This is a genomic window from Geodermatophilus sp. DSM 45219 (assembly GCF_900104025.1).
Taxonomy (GTDB): Bacteria; Actinomycetota; Actinomycetes; order Mycobacteriales; family Geodermatophilaceae; genus Geodermatophilus.
The window spans coordinates 522,851-544,772 of record NZ_FNIQ01000003.1 but is presented as its reverse complement, the minus strand read 5'-3'; the positions used below and the strand labels follow the sequence as shown (position 1 = coordinate 544,772).

General features: G+C 75.3%; 19 protein-coding genes. 10 read left to right on the top strand and 9 right to left on the bottom strand.

Annotated elements, in window-relative coordinates; genetic code table 11:
• Positions 1-6 precede the first annotated feature (6 nt).
• The 4 genes from BLR12_RS11645 (at position 7) to pgm (ending at position 5,906) form a co-directional block, all read left to right on the top strand.
• Positions 7-1,611: a methyl-accepting chemotaxis protein gene (locus BLR12_RS11645; protein WP_091377816.1), complete on the top strand. Its 1,605-nt coding sequence runs from the start codon at positions 7-9 to the stop codon at positions 1,609-1,611.
• Between the two features lie 149 nt (positions 1,612-1,760).
• Positions 1,761-3,509, top strand: a complete 1,749-nt coding sequence (gene bluB / locus BLR12_RS11640) for a 5,6-dimethylbenzimidazole synthase (RefSeq protein WP_218120630.1) — start codon at positions 1,761-1,763, stop codon at positions 3,507-3,509.
• Between the two features lie 285 nt (positions 3,510-3,794).
• Positions 3,795-4,217 (top strand): DUF4190 domain-containing protein, encoded by a 423-nt coding sequence (locus BLR12_RS11635; RefSeq protein ID WP_091377810.1) that lies wholly within the window; start codon positions 3,795-3,797, stop codon positions 4,215-4,217.
• Between the two features lie 54 nt (positions 4,218-4,271).
• Positions 4,272-5,906, top strand: a complete 1,635-nt coding sequence (gene pgm / locus BLR12_RS11630; RefSeq protein ID WP_091377808.1) for a phosphoglucomutase (alpha-D-glucose-1,6-bisphosphate-dependent) — start codon at positions 4,272-4,274, stop codon at positions 5,904-5,906.
• A gap of 64 nt (positions 5,907-5,970) precedes the next feature.
• On the opposite strand, the gene glpK (BLR12_RS11625) is transcribed toward pgm, so the two are convergent.
• From glpK (BLR12_RS11625) to BLR12_RS11610, 4 genes are all read right to left on the bottom strand, one after another.
• A complete protein-coding gene (gene glpK / locus BLR12_RS11625) occupies positions 5,971-7,488 on the bottom strand; it encodes a glycerol kinase GlpK (RefSeq protein WP_091377804.1) in 1,518 nt (505 codons plus the stop codon).
• Positions 7,489-7,534: 46 nt separating this feature from the next.
• Positions 7,535-8,257: an MIP/aquaporin family protein gene (locus tag BLR12_RS11620; protein ID WP_091377803.1), complete on the bottom strand. Its 723-nt coding sequence runs from the start codon at positions 8,255-8,257 to the stop codon at positions 7,535-7,537.
• A 152-nt stretch (positions 8,258-8,409) separates the two neighbouring features.
• The gene (gene glpK, locus BLR12_RS11615; protein WP_091377799.1) at positions 8,410-9,918 is read right to left on the bottom strand and encodes a glycerol kinase GlpK; all 1,509 of its coding nucleotides are present in this window, start codon (positions 9,916-9,918) and stop codon (positions 8,410-8,412) included.
• Positions 9,915-10,667, bottom strand: a complete 753-nt coding sequence (locus BLR12_RS11610; RefSeq protein ID WP_091377796.1) for an IclR family transcriptional regulator — start codon at positions 10,665-10,667, stop codon at positions 9,915-9,917. The genes glpK (BLR12_RS11615) and BLR12_RS11610 overlap by 4 nt, the downstream gene beginning before the upstream one ends.
• Before the next feature lie 112 nt (positions 10,668-10,779).
• On the opposite strand from BLR12_RS11610, the gene BLR12_RS11605 reads away from it, so the two are divergent.
• Positions 10,780-12,510, top strand: coding sequence for a glycerol-3-phosphate dehydrogenase/oxidase (locus BLR12_RS11605; protein WP_091377793.1), 1,731 nt, complete (start codon positions 10,780-10,782; stop codon positions 12,508-12,510).
• 186 nt (positions 12,511-12,696) lie between these two features.
• Positions 12,697-13,833 carry a M20/M25/M40 family metallo-hydrolase gene (locus BLR12_RS11600; RefSeq protein WP_091377790.1) on the top strand — a complete coding sequence of 379 codons (1,137 nt, stop codon included), beginning with the start codon at positions 12,697-12,699 and terminating at the stop codon, positions 13,831-13,833.
• 12 nt (positions 13,834-13,845) lie between these two features.
• Here the strand turns inward: BLR12_RS11600 and BLR12_RS11595 are convergent, their stop codons facing one another.
• The gene (locus BLR12_RS11595) at positions 13,846-14,718 is read right to left on the bottom strand and encodes a sensor domain-containing diguanylate cyclase (protein ID WP_255363437.1); all 873 of its coding nucleotides are present in this window, start codon (positions 14,716-14,718) and stop codon (positions 13,846-13,848) included.
• Positions 14,719-14,817: 99 nt separating this feature from the next.
• Here BLR12_RS11595 and BLR12_RS11590 point away from each other — a divergent pair, with 99 nt between their 5' ends.
• Together BLR12_RS11590 and BLR12_RS11585 are read left to right on the top strand one after the other, a co-directional pair.
• The gene (locus BLR12_RS11590) at positions 14,818-15,756 is read left to right on the top strand and encodes a hydroxymethylglutaryl-CoA lyase (RefSeq protein WP_091377785.1); all 939 of its coding nucleotides are present in this window, start codon (positions 14,818-14,820) and stop codon (positions 15,754-15,756) included.
• A 97-nt stretch (positions 15,757-15,853) separates the two neighbouring features.
• The gene (locus tag BLR12_RS11585) at positions 15,854-16,363 is read left to right on the top strand and encodes a flavin reductase family protein (protein WP_091378516.1); all 510 of its coding nucleotides are present in this window, start codon (positions 15,854-15,856) and stop codon (positions 16,361-16,363) included.
• Between the two features lie 4 nt (positions 16,364-16,367).
• Here the strand turns inward: BLR12_RS11585 and BLR12_RS11580 are convergent, their stop codons facing one another.
• Positions 16,368-18,623: a SpoIIE family protein phosphatase gene (locus BLR12_RS11580; RefSeq protein ID WP_255363436.1), complete on the bottom strand. Its 2,256-nt coding sequence runs from the start codon at positions 18,621-18,623 to the stop codon at positions 16,368-16,370.
• 151 nt (positions 18,624-18,774) lie between these two features.
• Here BLR12_RS11580 and BLR12_RS11575 point away from each other — a divergent pair, with 151 nt between their 5' ends.
• Positions 18,775-19,476, top strand: a complete 702-nt coding sequence (locus BLR12_RS11575; RefSeq protein ID WP_091377781.1) for a hypothetical protein — start codon at positions 18,775-18,777, stop codon at positions 19,474-19,476.
• Positions 19,477-19,593: 117 nt separating this feature from the next.
• On the opposite strand, the gene BLR12_RS11570 is transcribed toward BLR12_RS11575, so the two are convergent.
• From BLR12_RS11570 to BLR12_RS11560, 3 genes are all read right to left on the bottom strand, one after another.
• Positions 19,594-20,019: a hypothetical protein gene (locus BLR12_RS11570; RefSeq protein WP_091377778.1), complete on the bottom strand. Its 426-nt coding sequence runs from the start codon at positions 20,017-20,019 to the stop codon at positions 19,594-19,596.
• Positions 20,012-20,377, bottom strand: coding sequence for a hypothetical protein (locus BLR12_RS11565; RefSeq protein WP_091377775.1), 366 nt, complete (start codon positions 20,375-20,377; stop codon positions 20,012-20,014). The genes BLR12_RS11570 and BLR12_RS11565 overlap by 8 nt, the downstream gene beginning before the upstream one ends.
• Before the next feature lie 200 nt (positions 20,378-20,577).
• Positions 20,578-21,564: an aldo/keto reductase gene (locus BLR12_RS11560; protein ID WP_091377772.1), complete on the bottom strand. Its 987-nt coding sequence runs from the start codon at positions 21,562-21,564 to the stop codon at positions 20,578-20,580.
• A 72-nt stretch (positions 21,565-21,636) separates the two neighbouring features.
• On the opposite strand from BLR12_RS11560, the gene BLR12_RS11555 reads away from it, so the two are divergent.
• Positions 21,637-21,855: an ATP-binding cassette domain-containing protein gene (locus BLR12_RS11555; RefSeq protein ID WP_176832468.1), complete on the top strand. Its 219-nt coding sequence runs from the start codon at positions 21,637-21,639 to the stop codon at positions 21,853-21,855.
• Positions 21,856-21,922 lie beyond the last annotated feature (67 nt).

The following is a 21,922-nucleotide window of genomic DNA, read 5'->3' as shown; positions in this document are numbered from 1 at the left end:
TATTCCGTGCGACTCTCCGTCCCCTCCCGTCTGCTCTCGCTCCCGTTGCGGGTGAAGGTGCTCACCGCGGTCGCGGTGGCCTGCGTCGTCGCCCTGACCGTCGGTCTCCTCGCCCTCCGCCAGGTGGCCGACGTGGCCGAGCGCGCGGAGGAGGTGCACACCGAGGCGCTGGACCCGTCGATGCAGCTGGCCGAGATCCGGCGCGCCTACCTGCAGACCCGCGTCGACGCGCTCGCCGACGAGCTGTTGCCCAAGGGTCCCGAGGACGTCGAGCACCAGGCCTACCTGGCCGACCTCGAGGCCATGGACGCCGCCATCGCGGCCTACGCCGAGGGCAGTGCGCTGACCACCGAGCAGCAGGCGGACGTCGACGCCCTGACCGACTCCTGGCGCGCGTACGAGGAGATCGTGAGCGGTGAGCTGCTGGCGCTCGCCCACTCCGGCCAGATGGACGCCTACCTGGCCCTGCGCACCACCGAGGTCAAGCCCATCGCGGTGGCCCTCAACGAGGCCCTCACCCGGCTCGAGGAGTCCGAGGCCGCCGGTGCGGAGGTCGCCGTGCAGGCGGCCGAGGACACCGCGGCGTCCTCCCGCACCCTGATCCTCGCCGTCCTCGGCCTCGGCCTCACCCTGGCCGTCGCGCTCGGCTGGCTCGTCGCCCAGCTGGTGATCCGCCCGGTGACCGCCGTCCGGGACGGCCTGGTCGCCATGGCCGCCGGGGACCTGACCGCGCGGGTCGAGGTCTCCTCCCGCGACGAGGTCGGCCAGATGGCCGGCGCCCTCAACCAGGCGGCCGAGAGCCTGCGCAGCACCGTGGCCTCGACCGCCGGGTCCGCCGCCGCCCTCGCCGCCGCCGCCGAGCAGCTCAGCGGCTCGTCCGAGGCGATCGCCGGCAGCGCCGAGCAGACCGCGGACCAGGCCGGCGCGGTGGCCGCCGCCGCGGAGCAGATCTCCCGCAACGTGCAGACCGTGGCCTCCGGCTCCGAGGAGATGGGCGCCTCGATCCACGAGATCGCGCAGAACGCCTCCGAGGCCGCCCGGGTCGCCGGCACCGCCGTCCGGGCGGCGCAGGAGACGACGGACACCGTGACCCGGCTGGGGTCCTCCTCCCAGGAGATCGGCGACGTGGTCAAGACCATCACGAGCATCGCGGAGCAGACCAACCTGCTGGCGCTGAACGCCACCATCGAGGCCGCGCGTGCCGGTGAGGCGGGCAAGGGGTTCGCGGTGGTGGCCAACGAGGTCAAGGAGCTGGCCCAGGAGACCGCGAAGGCCACGGAGGACATCGCCCGGCGGGTGCAGGCGATCCAGGGCGACACCTCGGGCGCCGTGGACGCCATCGGCCGGATCAGCACGATCATCGGCCAGATCAACGACTACCAGACGACCATCGCGTCGGCGGTGGAGGAACAGGGCGCCACGACCGCGGAGATGAACCGCAGCGTGGCCGAGGCGGCGACGGGCAGCGGGGAGATCGCCGGGACCATCAGCGGTGTCGCCCACGCCGCGTCGGCCACCACGGCCGGGGTCGCGCAGACCCGGCAGGCGGCCGAGGAGCTGGCCCGCATGTCCGGGGGCCTGCAGGAGCTGGTGCAGCGCTTCCGCTACTGACCGTGGCAGCCTCCGACGGGCGCCGTGGACCCCGGGTCCGCGGCGCCCGTCGTCGTCCCGGGCCGGTGGGGGTGCGGCCGTCGCGGCCGGGCGGGAACTACAGTCGGCCGCCCGGGGAGGCCGGGCACGGCGGCGTGGGGGGACAGCCTGTGGCGGAGACGTGGCCACGGCCGGTGCCGCTGATCGGCGACCGGACCTCGGCGTCGCAGCGGGCTGCCGACCCCGCCGGCTGGGCGATGGGCGAGGAGGTCCGCGACGCGCTGCACCGGGTGGTCGCCGGCCGCCGCGACGTTCGCCGGTTCCGGCCCGATCCCGTCCTCGGCGACGTCCTGGAGCGCGTCCTGACCGCCGCCCATGCCGCCCCGTCGGTCGGGCACAGCCAGCCGTGGCGCTTCCTCGTCGTGCAGGACCCGGCGACCCGGGACCGGGCCGCGGTGCTCACCGACCGGGAACGGCTGCGCCAGGCCGCGCAGCTGGAGCCGGACGCCGCCCGCCGGCTGCTCGACCTGCAGCTGGAGGGGGTGCGTGAGGCGCCCCTCGGCGTGGTCGTCTGCTGCGACCGGCGGACCCCGCCGGCCGGGGTGCTGGGCCGGGCCACCTTCCCCGACGCGGACCTGTGGAGCTGCGCGGCGGCCATCCAGAACCTGTGGCTGGCGGCGCGGGCCGAGGGGCTGGGCCTGGGCTGGGTGACCCTGTTCCGGCCCGAGGAGCTCGCCGGCCTGCTCGGCCTGCCCGACGGCGTCGTGACCCTGGGCTGGCTCTGCCTCGGCTGGCCCGACGAACGGCCGCCCGCCCCGGGCCTGGAGCGGGCCGGGTGGTCCCGGCGGCTGCCGCTCTCCGGCGTCGTCCTGCACGACCGGTGGCCGGATGAGTCCGCAGCGCCGGCCGCGCCGCCGTCCCACCTGCGCGCGCCGGGCCAGCAGGCGGTCGTCGCCACCCGGGACCACGCCGACCGGCTGCTCACCCCACCGGGCTCGCTCGGCGTCCTCGACCGGGCCGTGGACGGCGTCGTGGCGGCCGGCGGCGGCGCGACCTCCGGCGGCACCCTGGTGCTGGCCGCCGCCGACCACCCGGTCGCCGCCCTCGGGGTCTCGGCCTACTCCCCGGCCGTGACCCGGGACGTGGTCAGCGCATCCGTCGCCGGCACCTCGCTGGGAGCCACCGCCGCCCGGACCGCCGGCCTGGGGGTGTGCGTCGTGGACGCTGGGGTCTCCGGCGACCCCGTCCCGGGCGCGACGGTGCTCCGCCCCGCCGGTCCGCGCGGGGACCTCGTCGACCGGCCGGCCATGACGCCGGACGACGCGTGGCGGTTGCTGGACGCCGGCCGCGACCTGGGCCGCCAGGTGGCGGCCGCGGGACTGGTCGCCCTGGGCGAGGTCGGGGTCGGCAACACCACCGTGGCGGCGGCCCTCGCCTGCGGCCTCCTCGGCGCCGACCCGGAGGACGCCGTCGGGCTGGGGGCAGGCGCCGACGCCGCCGTCCTCGCGCGCAAGCGGCAGGTGGTGGCCGAGGCCGTGGCCCGGGCCCGGCGCGGCTCTCCGGCACTGACGCGGGACCCGCTCGTCGCACTGACCGAGCTGGGTGGCCCCGAGCTGGCCGTCCTGGCGGGCGTCGTGCTGGGCGCGGCCGCGGCCGGGTCCGCCGTGGTGCTCGACGGCTACGCCACCTCGGTCGCCGCCCTCGTGGCCGTGCGGCTGGAGCCCGGCGTGCAGCCCGCCCTGGTCGCCGGGCAGCGCAGCCGTGAACGCGGGCACGACCTGGTCCTGCAGGACCTGGGCCGTGAGCCGCTGCTGGACCTGCGGATGCGCGCCGGAGAGGGCGTGGGTGCGGCTCTGGCGAGCGGCCTGCTCCTCGCGGGGCTGGCGCTGCGCCGGGACACCGCCCGCGTCGACTCGTGATCCCGCGGATCCCGATGACCGGACGGGGGCGGCGCGGCAGCCGTGGGAGCAGCGACGCACCGCCCGGCTGGCGGCCATGGACCTGCTCGTGCCGAGTTCGAGGCCGTGGCCGCCGCTCCGGGAGGAACCGGCGCGGCGGACCCGCTGCAGGCCCCTCGCGGTCTCCCCAGTCGGAGTGGCCGGGCCGCGCGTCCTGCCCCCGGTCGCCTCGGCCGGCGTCACGATGGAGGCGAACGCCGGTCCACCGATCCCCGGCGGCCGCGCAGTGGACCCAGGAGCGAACCGATGGCACACGAAGGGCCGCACCAGCAGGGTGCCGGCGACCCGTACGGCAGCCAGAACGCCGGGTGGGGCCAGCAGCCGCAGCAGCCGTACGGCGGCTACCAGGCCCCGCCGCCGGCGTACCAGCCGCCCGGGGCGGGCTATCCGCCGCCCGGGGCCGGCTACCCGCCGCCCTACGGCTACCCGTACGCGCCGCCGCAGCGCACCAACGGGATGGCCATCGCCTCGATGGTGCTGGGCATCCTCTGGCTCTACTGGATCGGCAGCATCCTGGCGCTGGTCTTCGGCTACGTCGCGAAGAAGCAGATCCGGGAGCGCGGCGAGGCCGGGGGCGGCATGGCCACGGCCGGCATCGTGCTCGGCTGGGTCGGCGTGGGGTTCCTGGCCCTCGGGCTGGTCGCCGGGATTGCCTCTTCCGGCTTCTGAGCCGCACGCCGGCCGGGGTCGCGGGGACGACGGGTGCCGGGCCAGGATCGGCGCATGACCGACCCCCGTGCCGGGCAGCCGGCAGACCCCGGCGACCTGATCGACGTCGCCTCGCTGGTCACCGCGTACTACACCCTCGACCCGGACCCCGCCGATCCCGCCCAGCAGGTCTCCTTCGGGACGTCGGGTCACCGCGGGTCGGCGTTCGACCGGGCCTTCAACGAGCCGCACATCCTGGCCACCACCCAGGCCATCTGCGAGTACCGCGCGGCCCAGGGGTACGACGGGCCGCTGTTCGTCGGCCGCGACACCCACGCGCTCTCCGAGCCGGCCTGGGCGTCGGCGCTGGAGGTGCTGGCCGCCAACGACGTGACCGTGCTGGTCGACGCCGCCGACCGCTACACGCCCACCCCGGCGGTCAGCCACGCCATCCTGCGGGCCAACCAGGGCCGATCGACCGGTCTCGCCGACGGCATCGTCGTCACCCCGTCGCACAACCCGCCCCGCGACGGCGGCTTCAAGTACAACCCCCCGAACGGCGGCCCGGCCGACACCGACGCCACGAAGGTGATCGCCGCCCGCGCCAACGAGCTGCTGCGCGAGGACCTGAAGGGCGTCCGGCGGGTCCCGTTCGCCCGCGCCCGGGCGGCGGCGCGGCCGCACGACTTCCTCGGCGACTACGTCGACGACCTGCCCTCGGTGCTCGACATCGACGCGGTCCGGGACGCCGGCGTGCGCATCGGCGCCGACCCGCTCGGCGGCGCCAGCGTCGACTACTGGGCGGCGATCGCCGAGCGGCACCGCCTGGACCTGACCGTGGTGAACCCGCTGGTCGACCCCACCTGGCGGTTCATGACGCTGGACTGGGACGGCAAGATCCGGATGGACTGCTCGTCGCCGTCGGCCATGGCCTCGCTCATCGGCAAGCGCGAGCAGTTCCAGATCGCCACGGGCAACGACGCCGACGCCGACCGGCACGGCATCGTCACCCCCGACGGCGGGCTGATGAACCCCAACCACTTCCTCGCCGTCGCGATCTCCTACCTGTTCTCGCACCGGCCCGAGTGGGGTCAGGACACCGCCGTCGGCAAGACGCTCGTGTCGTCGTCCCTCATCGACCGGGTGGTCGCCGGTCTCGGCCGGCGGCTGGTGGAGGTGCCGGTCGGGTTCAAGTGGTTCGTGCCCGGCCTGCTCGACGGGTCGGTCGGCTTCGGCGGGGAGGAGTCCGCCGGCGCCTCGTTCCTGCGCCGCGACGGCAGCGTGTGGACGACGGACAAGGACGGCATCCTGCTGGCCCTGCTGGCCAGCGAGATCCAGGCCGTGACGGGGCGGTCCCCCTCGCAGCTGCACGCCGAGCTCACCGCCCGGTACGGCGAGTCGGCCTACGCCCGCGTCGACGCGCCGGCCAGCCGCGAGCAGAAGGCGGCGCTCGGGAAGCTCTCCCCCGAGGACGTGACGGCGACCGAGCTGGCCGGCGAGCCGATCACCGCCAAGCTCACCCGCGCGCCGGGCAACGACGCGGCCCTCGGCGGGCTGAAGGTGACCACGGAGGACGCCTGGTTCGCCGCCCGCCCCTCGGGCACCGAGGACGTCTACAAGGTCTACGCGGAGTCGTTCCGCGGCCCCGACCACCTGGCGCAGGTGCAGGAGGAGGCCAAGGCGGTCGTCACCGCTGCTCTCGGGGGGTGACCGGTGGACGCCGAGGGCCCGTTCTCCTCACGAGAACGGGCCCTCGGCGTTCACTGCTGCGCTGTCACTTCACGTCCTCGTCGACCCAGTCCAGGCTCTTGGTGACCGCCTTCTGCCAGTTGCGGTAGTTGCGCTCGCGCTCCTCGGCCGGCATCTGCGGCTCCCAGCGCTTGTCCTCGGCCCACTTGGCGGTGAGCTCGTCGAGGTCGGACCAGAAGCCGACGGCGAGGCCGGCCGCGTAGGCCGCGCCCAGGGCGGTGGTCTCGGCGATCTTGGGCCGGATGACCGGGACGTCGAGGATGTCGGCCTGGAACTGCATGAGCAGCTCGTTGCCGACCATCCCGCCGTCCACCCGCAGCTCGGTCAGGTCGACGCCGGAGTCGGCGTTCATCGCGTCGAGCACCTCGCGGGTCTGGTACGCCGTCGCCTCGAGCACCGCCCGGGCCAGGTGGCCCTTGTTGACGTAGCGGGTGAGCCCGACGATCGCGCCGCGGGCGTCGGAGCGCCAGTGCGGGGCGAACAGCCCGGAGAACGCGGGCACGAAGTAGGCGCCGCCGTTGTCCTCGACCGAGCGCGCCTGGTCCTCGATCTCCGGCGCGCTGGAGATCATCCCGAGGTTGTCCCGGACCCACTGCACCAGCGACCCGGTGACCGCGATCGAGCCCTCCAGCGCGTACACCGGCTTGCCGTCGCCGAGCTGGTAGCACAGCGTCGTGAGCAGGCCGTTCTGCGAGGGGACGGCCTCCTCGCCGGTGTTGAGCAGCATGAAGTTGCCGGTGCCGTAGGTGTTCTTGGCCATCCCCTTGGTGAAGCAGACCTGGCCGAAGGTGGCCGCCTGCTGGTCGCCCAGGGAGCCGGCGATCGGCACCCCGGCGAGGAAGCCGGCCTTGCGGCCGCGGCCGTACTCCTCGGAGTTGGACCGGATCTCCGGGAGCATCGACATCGGGATGCCCATCTCCCCGGCGATGTCGGCGTCCCAGGCCAGCGTCCGGTAGTCCATGAGCATCGTGCGGGAGGCGTTGGACACGTCGGTGAGGTGCAGCCCGCCGTCGGCCCCGCCGGTCATGTTCCAGATCAGCCAGGAGTCGATGGTGCCCATGAGCAGCTCACCGCGCTCGGCCCGCTCGCGGGCGCCGTCGACGTTGTCGAGGATCCAGCGCACCTTGGGTCCGGAGAAGTAGGTGGCCAGCGGCAGGCCGACCTTGTCCTTGTACCGGTCCGCGCCGCCGCCGAGGGCGCCGAGCTGCTCGACGATCCCCGCGGTGCGGGTGTCCTGCCAGACGATCGCGTTGTAGACCGGCTGACCGGTGCTCCGGTCCCAGACGACGGCGGTCTCGCGCTGGTTGGTGATGCCGACGGCGACCACGTCGGAGGTGCCGACGTTGCCCCGGGCGAGCGCCTGGCCCACCACCTCGCGGGTGTTGGCCCAGATCTCGTTGGCGTCGTGCTCGACCCACCCGGCGCGCGGGAAGATCTGCTGGTGCTCCTTCTGCCCGACCGAGACGACGGCGCCCTCGTGGTCGAAGATCATGCAGCGGGTGCTCGTCGTGCCCTGGTCGATGGCGGCCACGTACTGGCTCACGGTGGTTCCTCTCGCTTCGTCGCGGTGGGGTTCGGGAGAGCTGCGGTCAGATGGGGACGCGCGAGAGCAGGCCGCCCAGGACGGCGCCGATCAGCGGCCCGACGATCGGCACCCAGGCGTAGCCCCAGTTGCTGTCCCCCTTGCCGCGGATCGGCAGCACGGCGTGCGCGATGCGCGGGCCGAGGTCGCGGGCGGGGTTGATGGCGTAGCCGGTCGGCCCGCCGAGGGAGGCGCCGATGCCGACGACGAGCAGCGCCACGGCCAGCGGGCCGAGCTCGCCGGGCGTGTCGCCGAATCGCAGGATGATGTAGACGAGGACGAACGTTCCGATGGCCTCGGTCACCACATTCCACACGGGGCTCGCGATCGCCGGGCCGGTGGAGAAGGTGCCCAGCACCGGCTCGGTCGCCTCGTCGTAGTGCCGCCGGTAGGCCACCCACGCGATGACGGCGCCGAGGAAGGCGCCGACGAGCTGGCCGATCACGTAGACCAGTGACGACGCGAGGGTGATCGGCACGCCGGGCGCGTACTCGTCGGCGCCGCTCACCGCCAGGCCGAGGGTCACCGCCGGGTTGATGTGCGCTCCGGAGCTGGCGCCGGCGAACACGCCGGCGAAGACGGCGATGCCCCAGCCGAAGTTGATGAGCAGCCAGCCTCCGCCGTTGCCCAGGGTCTTGGGCAGGACGACGTTGGCCACCACCCCGATGCCGAGGAGCAGCAGGATGCCGGTCCCGACGACCTCGCTGCCGAAGACTGTCCACAGACTCATGCGGTGCTCCTCATCGCCGGTGATGCGGGTGCTCCGGATCGCGACCGCGCCGCGGGTGCGGGCGGACGACGACCGGGCCGGTGACGCTATTCACACCGGTGGAGAGCGGACAACGGCTGCTGTACGACGATGTCGGACAGTGCCGCCGGCCGTCAGGGCCGTTCGCCCCAGGCGATGCTCAGCCGCACCGCGTGCTCCCAGTCCGGGTAGGCGGCGTCCAGCGCGGTGACCCGCGCCGGGTCGGGCACCCACTGCGCCGAGCGGTGCCAGTTGCGCCGCAGCGCCCCGGTGTCGGACCACACGCCGACGGCGAGCCCGGCCGCGTAGGCCGCGCCGAGGGACACCGTCTCCCCCACCATCGGGCGCACCACCGAGCAGTCGATCGCGTCGGCGACGAACTGCATGAGCAGGTTGTTGGTCGTCATCCCGCCGTCCACCCGCAGCGCGGTGCGCGGCAGCCCCGAGTCGGCGTCCATGGCCCGGACGACGTCGCGGGTCTGCCACCCGGTCGCCTCCAGCACCGCCCGCGCCAGGTGCCCCTTGGTCACGTAGGAGGTCAGGCCGGCGACCAGTCCGCGGGCCCGGCCCTCCCAGTGCGGGGCGAGCAGCCCAGAGAAGGCCGGGACGACGTAGCAGCCGCCGTTGTCGGAGACGGTGCGGGCGAGGGTCTCCACCTCGGGCGCCGAGCCGATCAGCCCCAGGCTGTCGCGCAGCCACTGCACCAGCGCCCCGGTGACGGCGATCGAGCCCTCCAGCGCGTAGTGCACCGGCTCCCCGGCCAGCTGGTAGGCCACCGTGCTGATCAGCCCGTGCCGCGAGCGGACCAGCTCGGTGCCGGTGTTCTGCAGCAGGAAGCTGCCGGTGCCGTAGGTGCACTTGGCCTCGCCGGGGGCGAAGCAGGTCTGCCCGAACAGCGCCGCCTGCTGGTCCCCCAGCGCCCCGCCGATGGGCAGCGGCACCGGCAGGGCGGAGGCCGTGCCGAGCACGCCGACCGACGGGCGGATCTCGGGCAGCATCGCCGCCGGGACGCCGAAGAAGTCCAGCAGGTCCGCGTCCCACTCGCAGGTGCGCACGTCCATCAGCAGGGTGCGGCTGGCGTTGGTCACGTCGGTGACGTGCACGCCGCCGTCCGCCCCGCCGGTGAGGTTCCAGACCAGCCAGCTCTCCATCGTCCCGGCGAGCAGCTCGCCGCGCTCGGCCCGCTCGCGGGCCCGGGGGACGGCGTCGAGCACCCAGCGCAGCCGCGGCCCGGCGAAGTAGCCGGCCAGCTCCAGCCCGGTGCGCTCGCGCACCAGGGCGGCGTCGGGCCGCGCGGCCAGCCGTTCCACCAGCGGACCGGTGCGGGTGTCCTGCCAGACCAGCGCGTTGACCACCGGCCGGCCCGTGGCGCGCTCCCACACCACCGTCGTCTCGCGCTGGTTGGCGATGCCCAGCGCCACCACCTGCCCCGGCCCGGCGGCCACGTCGCGCAGCGCCTGCGCGGCGGTGAGCTGGGTGTTCGCCCAGATCTCCTCCGGGTCGTGCTCCACCCAGCCCGGCCGCGGGAAGTGCTGGCGGTGCTCGCGCTGGCGGACGGCGACCAGCCGGCCGCCGCGGTCGAAGACGATCGACCGGGTGGAGGTGGTCCCCTGGTCCACCGCCAGCACGTAGCGCTCCCTCACGTGAGGAGCTCCCGCGTGACGGACGCCGCCGCCGCGACCACCATCGCCCGCAGCTCCCCCCGCGCCCCCGGCGCGTCGAGCTCCTCGACCGGGCCGCTGATGCCCAGCGCCCCGACCACCAGCCCGCCCGGCCCGTGCACCGGCGCGGCGATCCCGGCCACGCCCAGCCGGTACTCCCCCCGCTGCTCGGCCCAGCCGCGGGCGCGGGTGGCCTGCAGCTCGGCCAGCAGCGCCGCCGGGTCGACGACGGTGCGCGGCGTCAGGGCGTCCAGCGGGACGTCGGTCAGCGACCGGGCCACCGCGGGCCGGGAGGCCAGCAGCACCTTGCCCACCGCCGTGGCGTGCGCGGGCAGCAACGCGCCGACCTCCATCTCCTGCGGCGAGTCGTCGGGCCGGAAGACGTGGTGGACGACGACGACCTGCAGGCCCGCCGGCGTCCCGAGCCGGACGGCGAAGCCGCTGCGGGCGGCCAGCGAGTCCGCCCAGTTCGACGCCCGGGACCGCAGCTCGTTGGCGTCCAGGTAGTGCGTGCCCAGGCCGAGCAGCCCGGCGCCGAGGGAGTACCGGCCGGTGCGCGGGTCCTGCTCGACGAAACCCACCGACAGCAGGGTGCGCAGCAGCCCGTGCGTCGTCGTCTTGGGCAGGTCGACCGCGCCGGCCAGCTCGGTGACGCCCATCTGGCCGCCTGACTGGGCGATGGCGTGCAGCAGGGTGGCGGCTCGCTCGATCGATTGCACGGTGCCCGGCACGGCGCGTCACCCTAGGCCCTCGGTGTACGACGATGTCGAACGCGCGACGTCGACCCGCGTCGGCGGGCGCGCCTACCGTTGACGGCGAGCAGTCCCCGCCAGAGGAGTCGGCATGCCCGTAGTCCCCGCACTCGGCCCCGATCAGCGTGCCCGGGCCTGGGCCGAACTGGCCGAGCAGCCCTTCGAGGTCCTCGTCGTCGGAGGCGGGGTGACCGGCGCCGGCGTCGCCCTGGACGCGGCGACCCGCGGCCTGCGGACGGCGCTGGTCGAGGCCCGCGACTTCGCCAGCGGCACGTCGTCCCGCTCGTCCAAGCTGTTCCACGGCGGGCTGCGCTACCTGGAGCAGTTCGACTTCACCCTGGTCCGCGAGGCGCTGCACGAGCGCGACCTCAGCGTCACCCGGATCGCGCCGCACCTGGTGAAGCCGGTGCCCTTCCTCTACCCGCTGGAGCACAGGGTGTGGGAGCGGCCCTACGTCACCGCCGGGCTGGTCCTCTACGACCAGCTGGCCCGCCTCGGCGCGCTGTCCACGCCCATGCCCCGGCACAGGCACCTCAGTCGCCGCGGCGCCCGGCAGCTGTTCCCCGCGCTCAAGCCCGACGCGCTCGTCGGCGCCGTCCGCTACTACGACGCGCAGGCCGACGACGCCCGGCACACCCTCGGCGTCGCCCGCACCGCCGCCGCCTACGGGGCGACCGTGCTGAACTCGGCCGAGGTCATCTCCTTCCACCACGCCGGCGGCCGGGTCACCGGGGTGCGGGTGCGCGACGTGGAGACCGGTGCCGAGGTCGACGTGCAGGCCGAGGTCGTCGTCAACGCCACGGGCGTGTGGACCGACGACATCCAGACCCTGGTCGGCGGGCGCGGGCGGTTCCACGTGCGGGCCAGCAAGGGCGTGCACATCGTCGTTCCCCGCGACCGGATCAACGGCGAGAGCGGGCTGATCCTGCGCACCGAGAAGTCGGTGCTGTTCGTCATCCCGTGGGGCAGCCACTGGATCGTCGGGACGACCGACACCGACTGGGACCTGGACAAGGCCCATCCGGCGGCGTCCCGGGCCGACATCGACTACATCCTCGAGCACGTCAACCAGGTGCTCGCCGTCCCGATCACCCACGACGACATCACCGGCGTCTACGCCGGGCTTCGGCCGCTGCTGGCCGGGGAGTCGGAGGTGACCAGCCAGCTCTCCCGCGAGCACGCGGTCGCGCGGCCGATGCCCGGTGTGGTGGCGGTGGCCGGCGGCAAGTACACGACCTACCGGCCGATGGCCGCCGACGCGGTGGACGCCGTCGCCGACGACGTCACCCGGTCGGTGCCGCCGAGCGTGACCGAGAACATCCCGCTGGTCGGCGCCGAGGGCTACCACGCGATGGTCAACCAGCTGCACGGGCTGAGCGAGCGCTGGGGCATCCCGCACTTCCGCGCCGAGCACCTGCTCAACCGCTACGGCTCGGAGACCCCCGAGGTGCTCGGGCTCGCCGCAGACGACCGCTCGCTGCTGGAGCCGGTCCCGGGCGCCGAGGGGTACCTCATGGTCGAGATGGTGTGGGGGGCCTCGCACGAGGGGGCGCTGCACCTGGACGACCTGCTCGCCCGGCGCACCCGCATCTCGATCGAGACGTCGCACCGCGGTGTGGTCAGCGCCGAGCCCGTCGCCCGGGCCGTGGCCGGCGTCCTCGGCTGGGACGAGGTGCGGATCGGCAACGAGGTCGACAGCTACCGGGCCCGCGTCGAGGCCGAGCGCCGCTCGCAGGAGGCCGCCGACGACCAGGCCGCCGACGCGGTGCGGATCGCCGCCCCGGACACCCGCGCCGTCGCGGTGGGCCGCGCGCTCGTGTGATCTGCGGTCCTACCGGACCGCACCGCGGCCAACGGCCGTCCCCGACGGCCGTTGAGCCGCTGCCCGTGTCCCGGTCGGGAGGCCCTCCGGGCCCCCGCGACCGGTCCACCGCGGCTGGCTGTCGTCCCCGGCCGTCGCTGAGCCGGTGAGGTGCGCCCCGGGGTGGCTGGGGAGCAGGATCGGCGCATGACGGCGACCGGTCCTGCCCTCGACCTCGTCGCGCTGGTGCGCGAGCTGACCGGCCGGCGGACGGTGTCCGGCGACGCGGTCGCCCAGCGCGACCTGCTCGGCGCGCTCACCGACGTGCTGCGCGAGCGGGCTCCGCACCTGGAGGTGACGCAGGGCGGCGACCGCGACCAGCCGTGGACCCTGCTGCGCACCCCGGTCGACCCGGACCGCCGGCAGCTGCTGTTCGCCTGCCACGTCGACACCGTCCCGGTGCCCGACCCCGGCGCCTGGGCGCGCGACCCCTTCGGCGCCGACGTCGAGGAGGGGCGGGTGTGGGGCCGCGGGACGAGCGACATGAAGGCCGGGGTGGTCGCCGCCGCGGCTGCGCTCGCCGCCGCCGACCCGGAGACGCCGGTGGCGCTGCTGCTGACCAGCGACGAGGAGACCGGCTCGCAGGGCGCCGCCGCAGCGGCGTCGGCGGTGGCCGACCAGCGGATCGGCGCGGTCGTCGTCCCCGAGGCGACCGGCAACCAGGTCGTCCTCGGCCACAAGGGCGCGCTGTGGCTCGCGGTGCGGACGGCGGGCCGGGCGGCCCACGGCAGCACGCCCGAGCGCGGGCACAACGCCGTCCTGGACCTGGTGGCCGTCCTGGGCCGGGCCGCCGGCGCGCTGCCGCTGCGCACCGACCCGTTCCTCGGCACCGAGACGTGGAACCCCGGCGTCGTGGCCGGAGGCACCGTGCCCAACGTCGTCCCCGACCGGGCCGAGGCGGTGGTGGACATGCGCACCGTCGGGGACGCCGGCGACCTGCTGCGCTGGTGGCGCGACCAGCCCGAGGTCGCCGACGTCGAGGTGCGGGTCGACCTGCCGCCGGTCGGAACCCCCGCCGACGACCCGTGGGTCGCCTCCCTCCCCGCGGCCGTCCGCCCCACGCCGGCGACCTACTTCACCGACGCGTCGGTGCTGGTCCGGGTGGTCGGCGGTGCACCCGTCGTGGTCTGGGGTCCGGGCACCCCCGCGGTGATGCACGCCGTCGACGAGTACGTGGAGGTCACCGAGGTCGAGCAGGCGGCGGCCGCCTTCTCCGCCGTCGTCGCCCGCTGGGGCGGCCCTCCTGCAGGGTCCCGCCGCGAGCCTGCGGGTGGCGAGGGGTAGGAGGGTCCTCCTTCAGCCCCGGCGGGCGCCCTTGTCGGCGTACATCGCGGCGTCGGCGGCGCGGACGAGCCCCCCGAACGCCTGCTCCGGGTCCGCGCCGCCCTCCACCGTGGCGATCCCGATGCTCATCGAGAGCGGGAGCACCAGCCCACCGGCCAGCCGCAGCGGCTCGGCGGCCGCGCGCCGCAGCCGGGCGGCGAGCGCCTCGGCGTCGACCCGCCCGCTGTTCTCGCACACGACGCTGAACTCGTCGCCGCCGACGCGGGCCGCGGTGTCGCTCGCGCGCAGCACCGAGGTCAGCCGCCCGGCGAAGGCGACCAGCACCTCGTCGCCGACCGGGTGCCCGTGCACGTCGTTGATGCGCTTGAAGCCGTCGAGGTCGATGCCCAGCAGGCTCGTCGGCGTCCCCTCGCGGCGGCCGCGTTCGAGGGCGTGCCGCAGCCGGTCGGTGAACAGCGCCCGGTTCGGCAGCCCGGTGAGCGGGTCGTGCAGCGACCGGTGCACGAGCGCGGTCTCCAGGCCCTTGCGCTCGGTGATGTCCTCGACGATCACCACCAGGTGGGCGGCGTCCCCGGTGGGTGTCTCGTCCACCCAGGCCGAGGTGATCTGCGTGGGGACGACGCTGCCGTCCCGCCGGACCAGCCGGGTCTCGTGCCGCATCACCCGGTGCCGCTCGACGACGTCGGTGTAGGCCTCCGCCGTCGCGGGTCGCTCGTCGGGGTGCACCCAGTCGAGCACCTGGCTGCCGACCAGCTCCTCGGCGCCGCTACCCAGCATCCCGGCCAGCGCCGGGTTCGCCGCGGTCACCGTCCCCGCGGGCGTGGCGATGAGGATGCCCATGGGGGCGTGGGTGAACACGGTGCGCTGGTCAGCGGGTGGCAGCACGCCCGAAGCGTCCACCACACCTCCTTCCACCGGGGGTCTGCGTTCCACGTGGAACGCCGCGCCGGGGCAGGATGGCACGCAACCGGACGAGGAGGGCCCGTGAACGAGTTCGACCTGGTGCTGCCCGCGACCGTGGACGTCCGCGAGGTCGGCATGCGCGACGGCCTGCAGCTGGAGGCGGCGGTGCCCCTGGAGGGCAAGCTGGCGATGCTGGAGGCGCTGGTGGCCACCGGCGTCCGCTGGATCGAGGTCACCTCGTTCGTCTCACCCAAGGCCGTCCCCGCGCTGGCCGACGCCGACCAGGTGGCCGCCGAGCTGCACCGCTTCGACGGCGTCGCCTTCTCCGCGCTCGTCGCCAACGCCCGCGGCGCGGTCCGGGCCGTGGACGCCGGCATCGCCGACCTGGAGTACGTCGTCTCGGCCGCCGACGGGCACAGCCGGGCCAACGCCGGCCGCAGCACGGCCGAGGCGGTGGCCGCGGTGGGTGAGGTGGCCGGCCTGGCGCACGGCGCCGGCGGCTCGCTGGAGGTCATCATCGCGACGGCGTGGGACTGCCCCTTCGACGGCCGCACGCCCATCCCCCGCACCGTGGACGTCGCCCGTGCCGCGGTCACCGCCGGCGCCGACCGGCTCTGCCTGGGCGACACCATCGGCACGACCACCCCGCTGCGGGTGGTGCAGCTGCTCGACGCCGTCCGCCGGGCCTGTCCCGGGATCGAGGTGGGCGTGCACTTCCACGACACCCGGGGCACCGGTCAGGCCAACGCGCTGGCCGCGGTCCAGGCGGGGGCCACCCAGCTGGACGCGTCGGTGGGCGGGCTGGGTGGCTGCCCGTTCGCGCCGGGCGCCAGCGGCAACATCGCCACCGAGGAGCTGGTCTACATGCTCGAGGAGTCCGGCGTGCGCACCGGGCTGGACCTCGACGCCGTGCTGGCCGCCGCCCGGGTCACCGAGGACGCCGTGGGCCACGAGCTGCCCAGCTCGCTGTACCGGGCGGGTGGCCGGTCGGTGCCGCGGCCACTGCCCGTCGTCGGGTGACGCCGGCGGGAGCACCGCAGCGAGCGCCAGCGAGCGAGGGGCGGACCCCGACCGGTGGGCACCGGGTGACCTGCCGCACCGTGGTTGGCTGGAGGCCATGAGCCAGCCACCGTCCGGGGACGGGGTGGTCGACCCCCGCACCATGCGCGACGTCCTCGGTCACTTCGCCTCCGGGGTCACGGTCGTGACCGCGCAGGGCGAGGAGGGGCCCATCGGGTTCACCTGCCAGTCGTTCAGCTCGCTGTCGCTGGACCCGCCCTTGGTCGTCATCGCACCGGCCCGCACGTCGCGCACCTGGCCGCGGCTGCGCGAGCTGGGCCGCTTCTGCGTCAACGTGCTCGCCGAGGACCAGACCGAACTCTCCGTCGCCTTCGCCCGCTCCGGCGCCGACAAGTTCGCCGGCGTGCCGTGGCGGTCCAGCCGCACCGGCCAGCCGGTGCTCGAGGGGGTCGTCGCCTGGATCGACTGCGAGCTGTGGGCGGAGTACGACGGCGGCGACCACACCCTGGTCGCCGCCCGGGTGCTGGACCTCGGCGCCGACCCGGGGCGGCGGCCGCTGCTGTTCCACCGGGGCGCCTACGGCCTGCTGGAGGCCTTCCCGAACTGAGGTCTCAGCAGAACCGGACGGCGATCAGCGCGACGTCGTCCCGGCCGTCCAGGGAGCCGGCGACCGCGGCGTCGCAGAGCTCCCGGGGGCCGGCCCCGGCCCGGGCGCCGGCCAGCCGGCCGACCAGCTCGCCGATGCCGTCGTCGAGGTCGGCACCGGGCCGCTCGATGAGCCCGTCGGTGTAGGCCACCAGCGTGGTGCCGGGCGGCAGGTCGATCGACGTCGAGGTACGGGGCAGGCTGTCGTCGACGCCGATGAGCAGGCCGGTCACGCCGTCGAGCAGCTGCACCGCGCCGTCGGGCGTGCGCAGCAGGGGCGGCGGGTGGCCGGCGCTCGCGAGGTGCAGCCGCCACGGTGCGCCGTCCTGCTCCGGGCGTTCGGCCCGGACGTAGACCATCGTCGCCATCGAGGCGACACCCAGGCCCTGCACGAGCCGGTCGACCCGGGCCAGCACGGCCGCCGGGTCGGGGTCGGGCGCCTCCCACACCGAGGCCCGGAGGAGCCCCCGTAGGTGCCCCATCGCCGCCGCGGCCGCGATGTCGTGGCCGACGACGTCGCCGACGACCACCCCGATCGACCCGTCGGGCAGCTCGAGCAGGTCGTAGAAGTCGCCTCCCACGTCGGCGGCGGTCGAGGCGCTGACGTAGTGGGCGGCCGACTCGACCCTGCCGATCGAGGGCAGGTCGGGCAGCAGCGACCGCTGCAGCGTGTCGGCGACGGCGTGCTCCTGTTGGTACAGCCGCACGTTGTCCATCGCGAGCGCGGCCCGGCGCGCGAGGTCCTCGGCGAGGTCGACGTCCTCCTGGGTGAAGGGGCGCTCGGCGTCGCTGCGGGCGAGCAGGATGGCGCCGCGGGTCCGCCGCCGGGCCACCATGGGGACGGCGAGCAGCGAGGCCGCACCGAGGCGCGCCGCGGCCTCGCGGGTCCCCGCGCTGGCGAACAGCGCGTCGAGGTCGAGGTCGGCGTGCTGCACCAGCACCGGCCGCGCGGTCGCGATGCTGCGGCGGGTGGGGGAGGTCTCCGGCAGCTGCCCGGCGTGCTGGGCGGCCAGCAGCGCCAGCTCGTCGGCGAACCCGTCGCGGTGACGGGAGGCGGTCTCCCGGACGGTCCCGGCGTCGTCGACCATGGAGATGAACACCCAGTCGGCGAGCAGCGGCACGCACAGCCGGGCCAGCCGGTCGAGGACGTCGGTGAGGTCGAGCGTGGCGATCAGCGTGCTCGTCGCCTCGGCCATCAGCGCCAGCCGGCCCTGCATGCGCTCGGCGTCGGCCCGGGCCCGCTCGGCGTCGGCCCGGGCCTGCTCGGCCTCCTGACGGGCAGCCCGCTCGGCGGCGAAGGCGGCCTCCCGCTCGCGCTCGACGCGCACCCGCTCGGTGACGTCGGTCTGCACGCCGACGAAGCTGACGAGCTCGCCCGCGCCGTCGAACACCGGGGTGATCGACAGCTGGTTCCAGAAGGCGGTGCCGTCCTTGCGGTGGTTGAGCAGCGTGGTGGTGACCGGCTGCCGGGCCTCGAGCGCGGTGCGGATCTCGACGACCGCCGCGGGGTCGGTGGCCGGGCCCTGCAGGAAGCGGCAGTTGCGCCCGACGGCCTCGCCGTACTCGTAGCCGGTGATGCGGGTGAAGGAGGGGTTCACCCAGATCAGCGGGTCGTCCGGCTGGCGGGGGTCGGTGATGGTGAAGGCGATGTCAGTGGCGACGACGGCCCGCTCCCGCAGCGCCTGCAGGTGGTCCTCGGCCGGGCCGTCGCCCTCGACCTCGAGGAAGACCACCAGGGACAACTGCTCCTCGCCGTCGGGCCCGGACAGCGGGAAGCCGGTGACCCACAGCAGCTGGTCGCTCCCGGTGCCGTCCTGGTCGCTGCCTCCGCCCGGCGCGATCCGCACCGCCTCGCCGGTGACCGGCAGGCCCTGCGCGACCAGCGACAGCGGGCCCGACGTGCTGGCCAGCGGCTGGCCGCCCAGGTCGGTGAGGCCCACCGAGGAGCCCCAGCGGTCGACGTCGACGGGGAGGCGCACGTTGCCGGCCAGCTCCACCGCCGCGCTGTTGGCGTAGGTGACCGAGCCGGCGCCGCGGTCGATGAGCAGCACCGCCACCGGGACGTCGGCCAGCACGCCGGGCAGGGCAGCCGATGCGGTGCCCTCCCGCTCGGAGACCAGGGTGGCGGCCGCGGTGAGGATCCCGGCCTCCTCGCGGCCCATGCCGCCGTCGGGGCGCTGGACGGGGGACGAGTCCCGCGGACGGTCCCGCTCGGCCGGCACGGGAACGACAGTAGTGCGGCTCCCGCCCTGCCAGCCACCACGGGGGTGAGCCGTCTGACCAGCGGTTGCGCCTGCGGAGGTGTGGCCGGCGGCTCGGCGGGAACCCCTCCGGCGGGGTGCGCCGGCGCCCCACCGGAGGGAGACGATCGACATGGGACTGCTCGACCGGCTGTTCGGCCGCCGCCGTTCCGGCTCCGACCAGGCATACGACGGGTACCAGCACGTCTCGCCGCAGTACGGCGGCTACCAGGGAGGTGGCCACCAGCCACCGCCCCCGCCGCAGGGCGGGACGTCGACCGACCAGCAGGCCGTCGAGCGCTACCGCTACCTGCTGCGCACGGCGCCGCCGGACCAGATCGAGGAGGCGCACGCCGAGGCGTTCGCCCAGCTCACCCCGCAGCAGCGGCAGGAGGTGCTGGTGCAGCTCGCCGCTGCGGTGCCCTCGTCGGAGCGGCCGCGCTCGGACGACCCCCGCACCCTCGCCCGCGCGGCCACCCGCGCCGAGGTGCGCCAGCCCGGGACGCTGGAGCGGGCCTTCGGACCGGGCCCCGGCGGGTACGGGGGCGGGTACGGCGGCGGGTACGGCCGGGGTGGACCCGGCTTCGGGAGCATGGTGGGCGCCAGCCTGCTCGGCACGGTCGGTGGCCTGGTGGTTGGGACGGCGGTCGCCGACGCGCTGTTCGACACCGGGCTCGGGGACGGCGGCCTGTTCGGCGGCGGTGACGAGGAGGCCTACGCCCAGGGCCACGAGGACGCCGGGGGCGACTACGGCGGCGACCCGGGCGGGGACCTCGCCGGCGGCGCCGACCCGGGTGGGGACTTCGGGGGCGACTTCGGCGGCGGCGAGTTCTAGGTGGACCGCGCGTCCCCCCATCCCTCGTAGGAGGACCCCCTCCTCCCCACCCTTCGCAGGCTCGGAGCGGGACCCGGGACGGGGCCGACGGGATCCGGCAAGAGCCGCCGTCCTCGATCAGCGGGACGGCGTCCGGGCGGTGCGGCGCAGCCACAGCAGGCCGGCGACCGGCAGCACCAGCGGGATGAAGAGGTAGCCGCGGCCGTACGCCGACCACACCGTCTCGTCGGGGAACGCGGCCGGCTCCAGCAGCGACAGCGTGCCGACGACCAGGACGCCGACCAGCTCGACGGTGATCGCGACCAGCGCGGTCCGCCGTCCGCCCCGGGCCAAGGCCACCGTCGCGACGACGTAGACGGCGGCGGCCAGGGCGGACAGCAGGTAGGCGACCGGCGCCTCGGCGTAGCGGGTCGCCAGCTGGACGACGGCCCGCGCGCCGGTGGCCAGCGCGAAGACGCCGTAGACCGCGACGAGCAGCCGGCCCGGTCCACCGGCGGCCGGCGGCGGCTCCCCCGCCGGCCGCTCCCCCGACGGCTCAGCCACCCGTTGCCTCCCACAGCTGCTGGAGCCGCCACACCATCACGCCCACCGCGGCGGCCGCCACGGCCAGGACGCTGCCCGCCCAGCGGGTCGGCTCGCTGCGCGCCCACAGCGCCCCGGCCACCGGGAGCAGCACGATGCCCGCCAGGTAGCCGAGGAAGGTCGGGGTGTCGGCCGGGCGCTCGCCCTGCACCAGCCGGACGACGGCGAGCACCGCCTGCACCAGCAGCAGCGCCTCCAGCACCGCCGTGCCCGCCAGGTGCAGCAGGCCGATCCGCCGCCGGGCGAGGGTCGAAGCGATCCCGGCCAGCGTGAGCAAGGCGGCGGCCACGGTGACCGCGACGACGAGCACGGGGGTCACCGGGAGGCCCCTGTCACGGCGGTGTCGGGCACGGGGCCATCCTCCCGCGTGCCGGGAACGTGCCGGTCACCGCCCGGTGAGGTCCTGGAACGGCCCCCCTGCAGGGGCCCGCCGCCGGCCCCGTCCCGGGTCCCGCTGGCTCCCTGCAGGGTCCCGCCGCGAGCTCGCGAGTGGGCGGGGGGCAGGGAGGCCCTCTTCCTTCAGCGGTGGATGCCGGACATGTCGGGGTAGCGGTCGCCCGAGGCGGCCCCGACGGGGGCGGCCTCGTCGAGCCGGCGCAGTTCCTCGTCGGTCAGCCGGACGTCGGCGGCCGCGGCGTTCTCCTCCAGGTAGGCCACCCGCTTGGTCCCCGGGATCGGCACGACGGCCGGGTTGCTCCCGCGCCCGCCCTGCGCCATCACCCAGGCCAGTGCCAGCTGGGTGGCGGTCACGCCCTTCTCGTCGGCGATCTCCCGCACCCGGTCGACCAGCGCGAGGTTCTGCTGGAAGGCCTCGCCCTGGAACCGCGGGTTGGACCGCCGGAAGTCGTCGGGCGCGAGGTCCTCGACGCTGCGGATCTGCCCGGAGAGGAAGCCGCGGCCGATGGGTGAGTAGGCGACGAAGCCGATGCCGAGCTCGGCGCAGGTGGCCAGCACGCCGTCGTCCTCGGGATCGCGGGTCCACAGCGAGTACTCGGTCTGCACGGCGGTCACCGGCTGCACGGCGTGCGCCCGCCGGATGGTCTCCGGCGCGGCCTCGGAGATGCCGGCGTGCCGGATCTTGCCGGCCGCCACCAGCTCGCCCAGCGCGCCCCAGGTGTCCTCCACGGGCACGGTGGTGTCCACCCGGTGCTGGTAGTAGAGGTCGATGACGTCCACGCCGAGGCGTTGCAGGGAGGCGTCGCAGGCGTGGCGGACGTAGTCGGGCCGGCCGTCGACGGCGCGGCCGCCGTCACGGCGGTCCACCCCGAACTTGGTCGCCAGCACCACCTCGTCCCGCCGGCCCGCGATGGCCCGGCCGACCAGCTGCTCGTTGGTGAAGGGGCCGTACATGTCGGCGGTGTCGAGGAAGGTCACGCCGAGGTCCAGCGCCCGCCGGATCGTGCGCTCGGCCTCGGCCTGGTCGCCGGTCCCGTAGAACTCGCTCATCCCCATGCAGCCCAGCCCCTGGGCCGAGACGGTCAGCTGTCCCAGTGTGCGTGTCTCCATGGCCACACCTCTGCCCGCTCGCTCCTGGTTGACACGTGCAACGGGTCGTGTGGCAGGTCAGTCAGGCCTCACTTGGCCGAGCCGCACCCCAGTAGGAGAGTCCTCGTCGTCCACGACGTCGAGGTGGCCTCCCGCTGCTCCGACCGGATCGCGGCCATGCGCGGGGGGCAGCTGGTCGCCGAGGGGCCGACCGCCGACCTGATGACGCCGGAGCTGCTGCGCACGGTGTTCGACGTGGAGGTCGAGGTGCACGAGCTGGCCGGACGCCGGATCGGCGTCCTCTGGTCGTGACCGGTCCGGCGCGGAGAGGCCCTCGACTCCAGCGGCGCGGTGGTGGTCACGGTGCCACCGGAGGAGC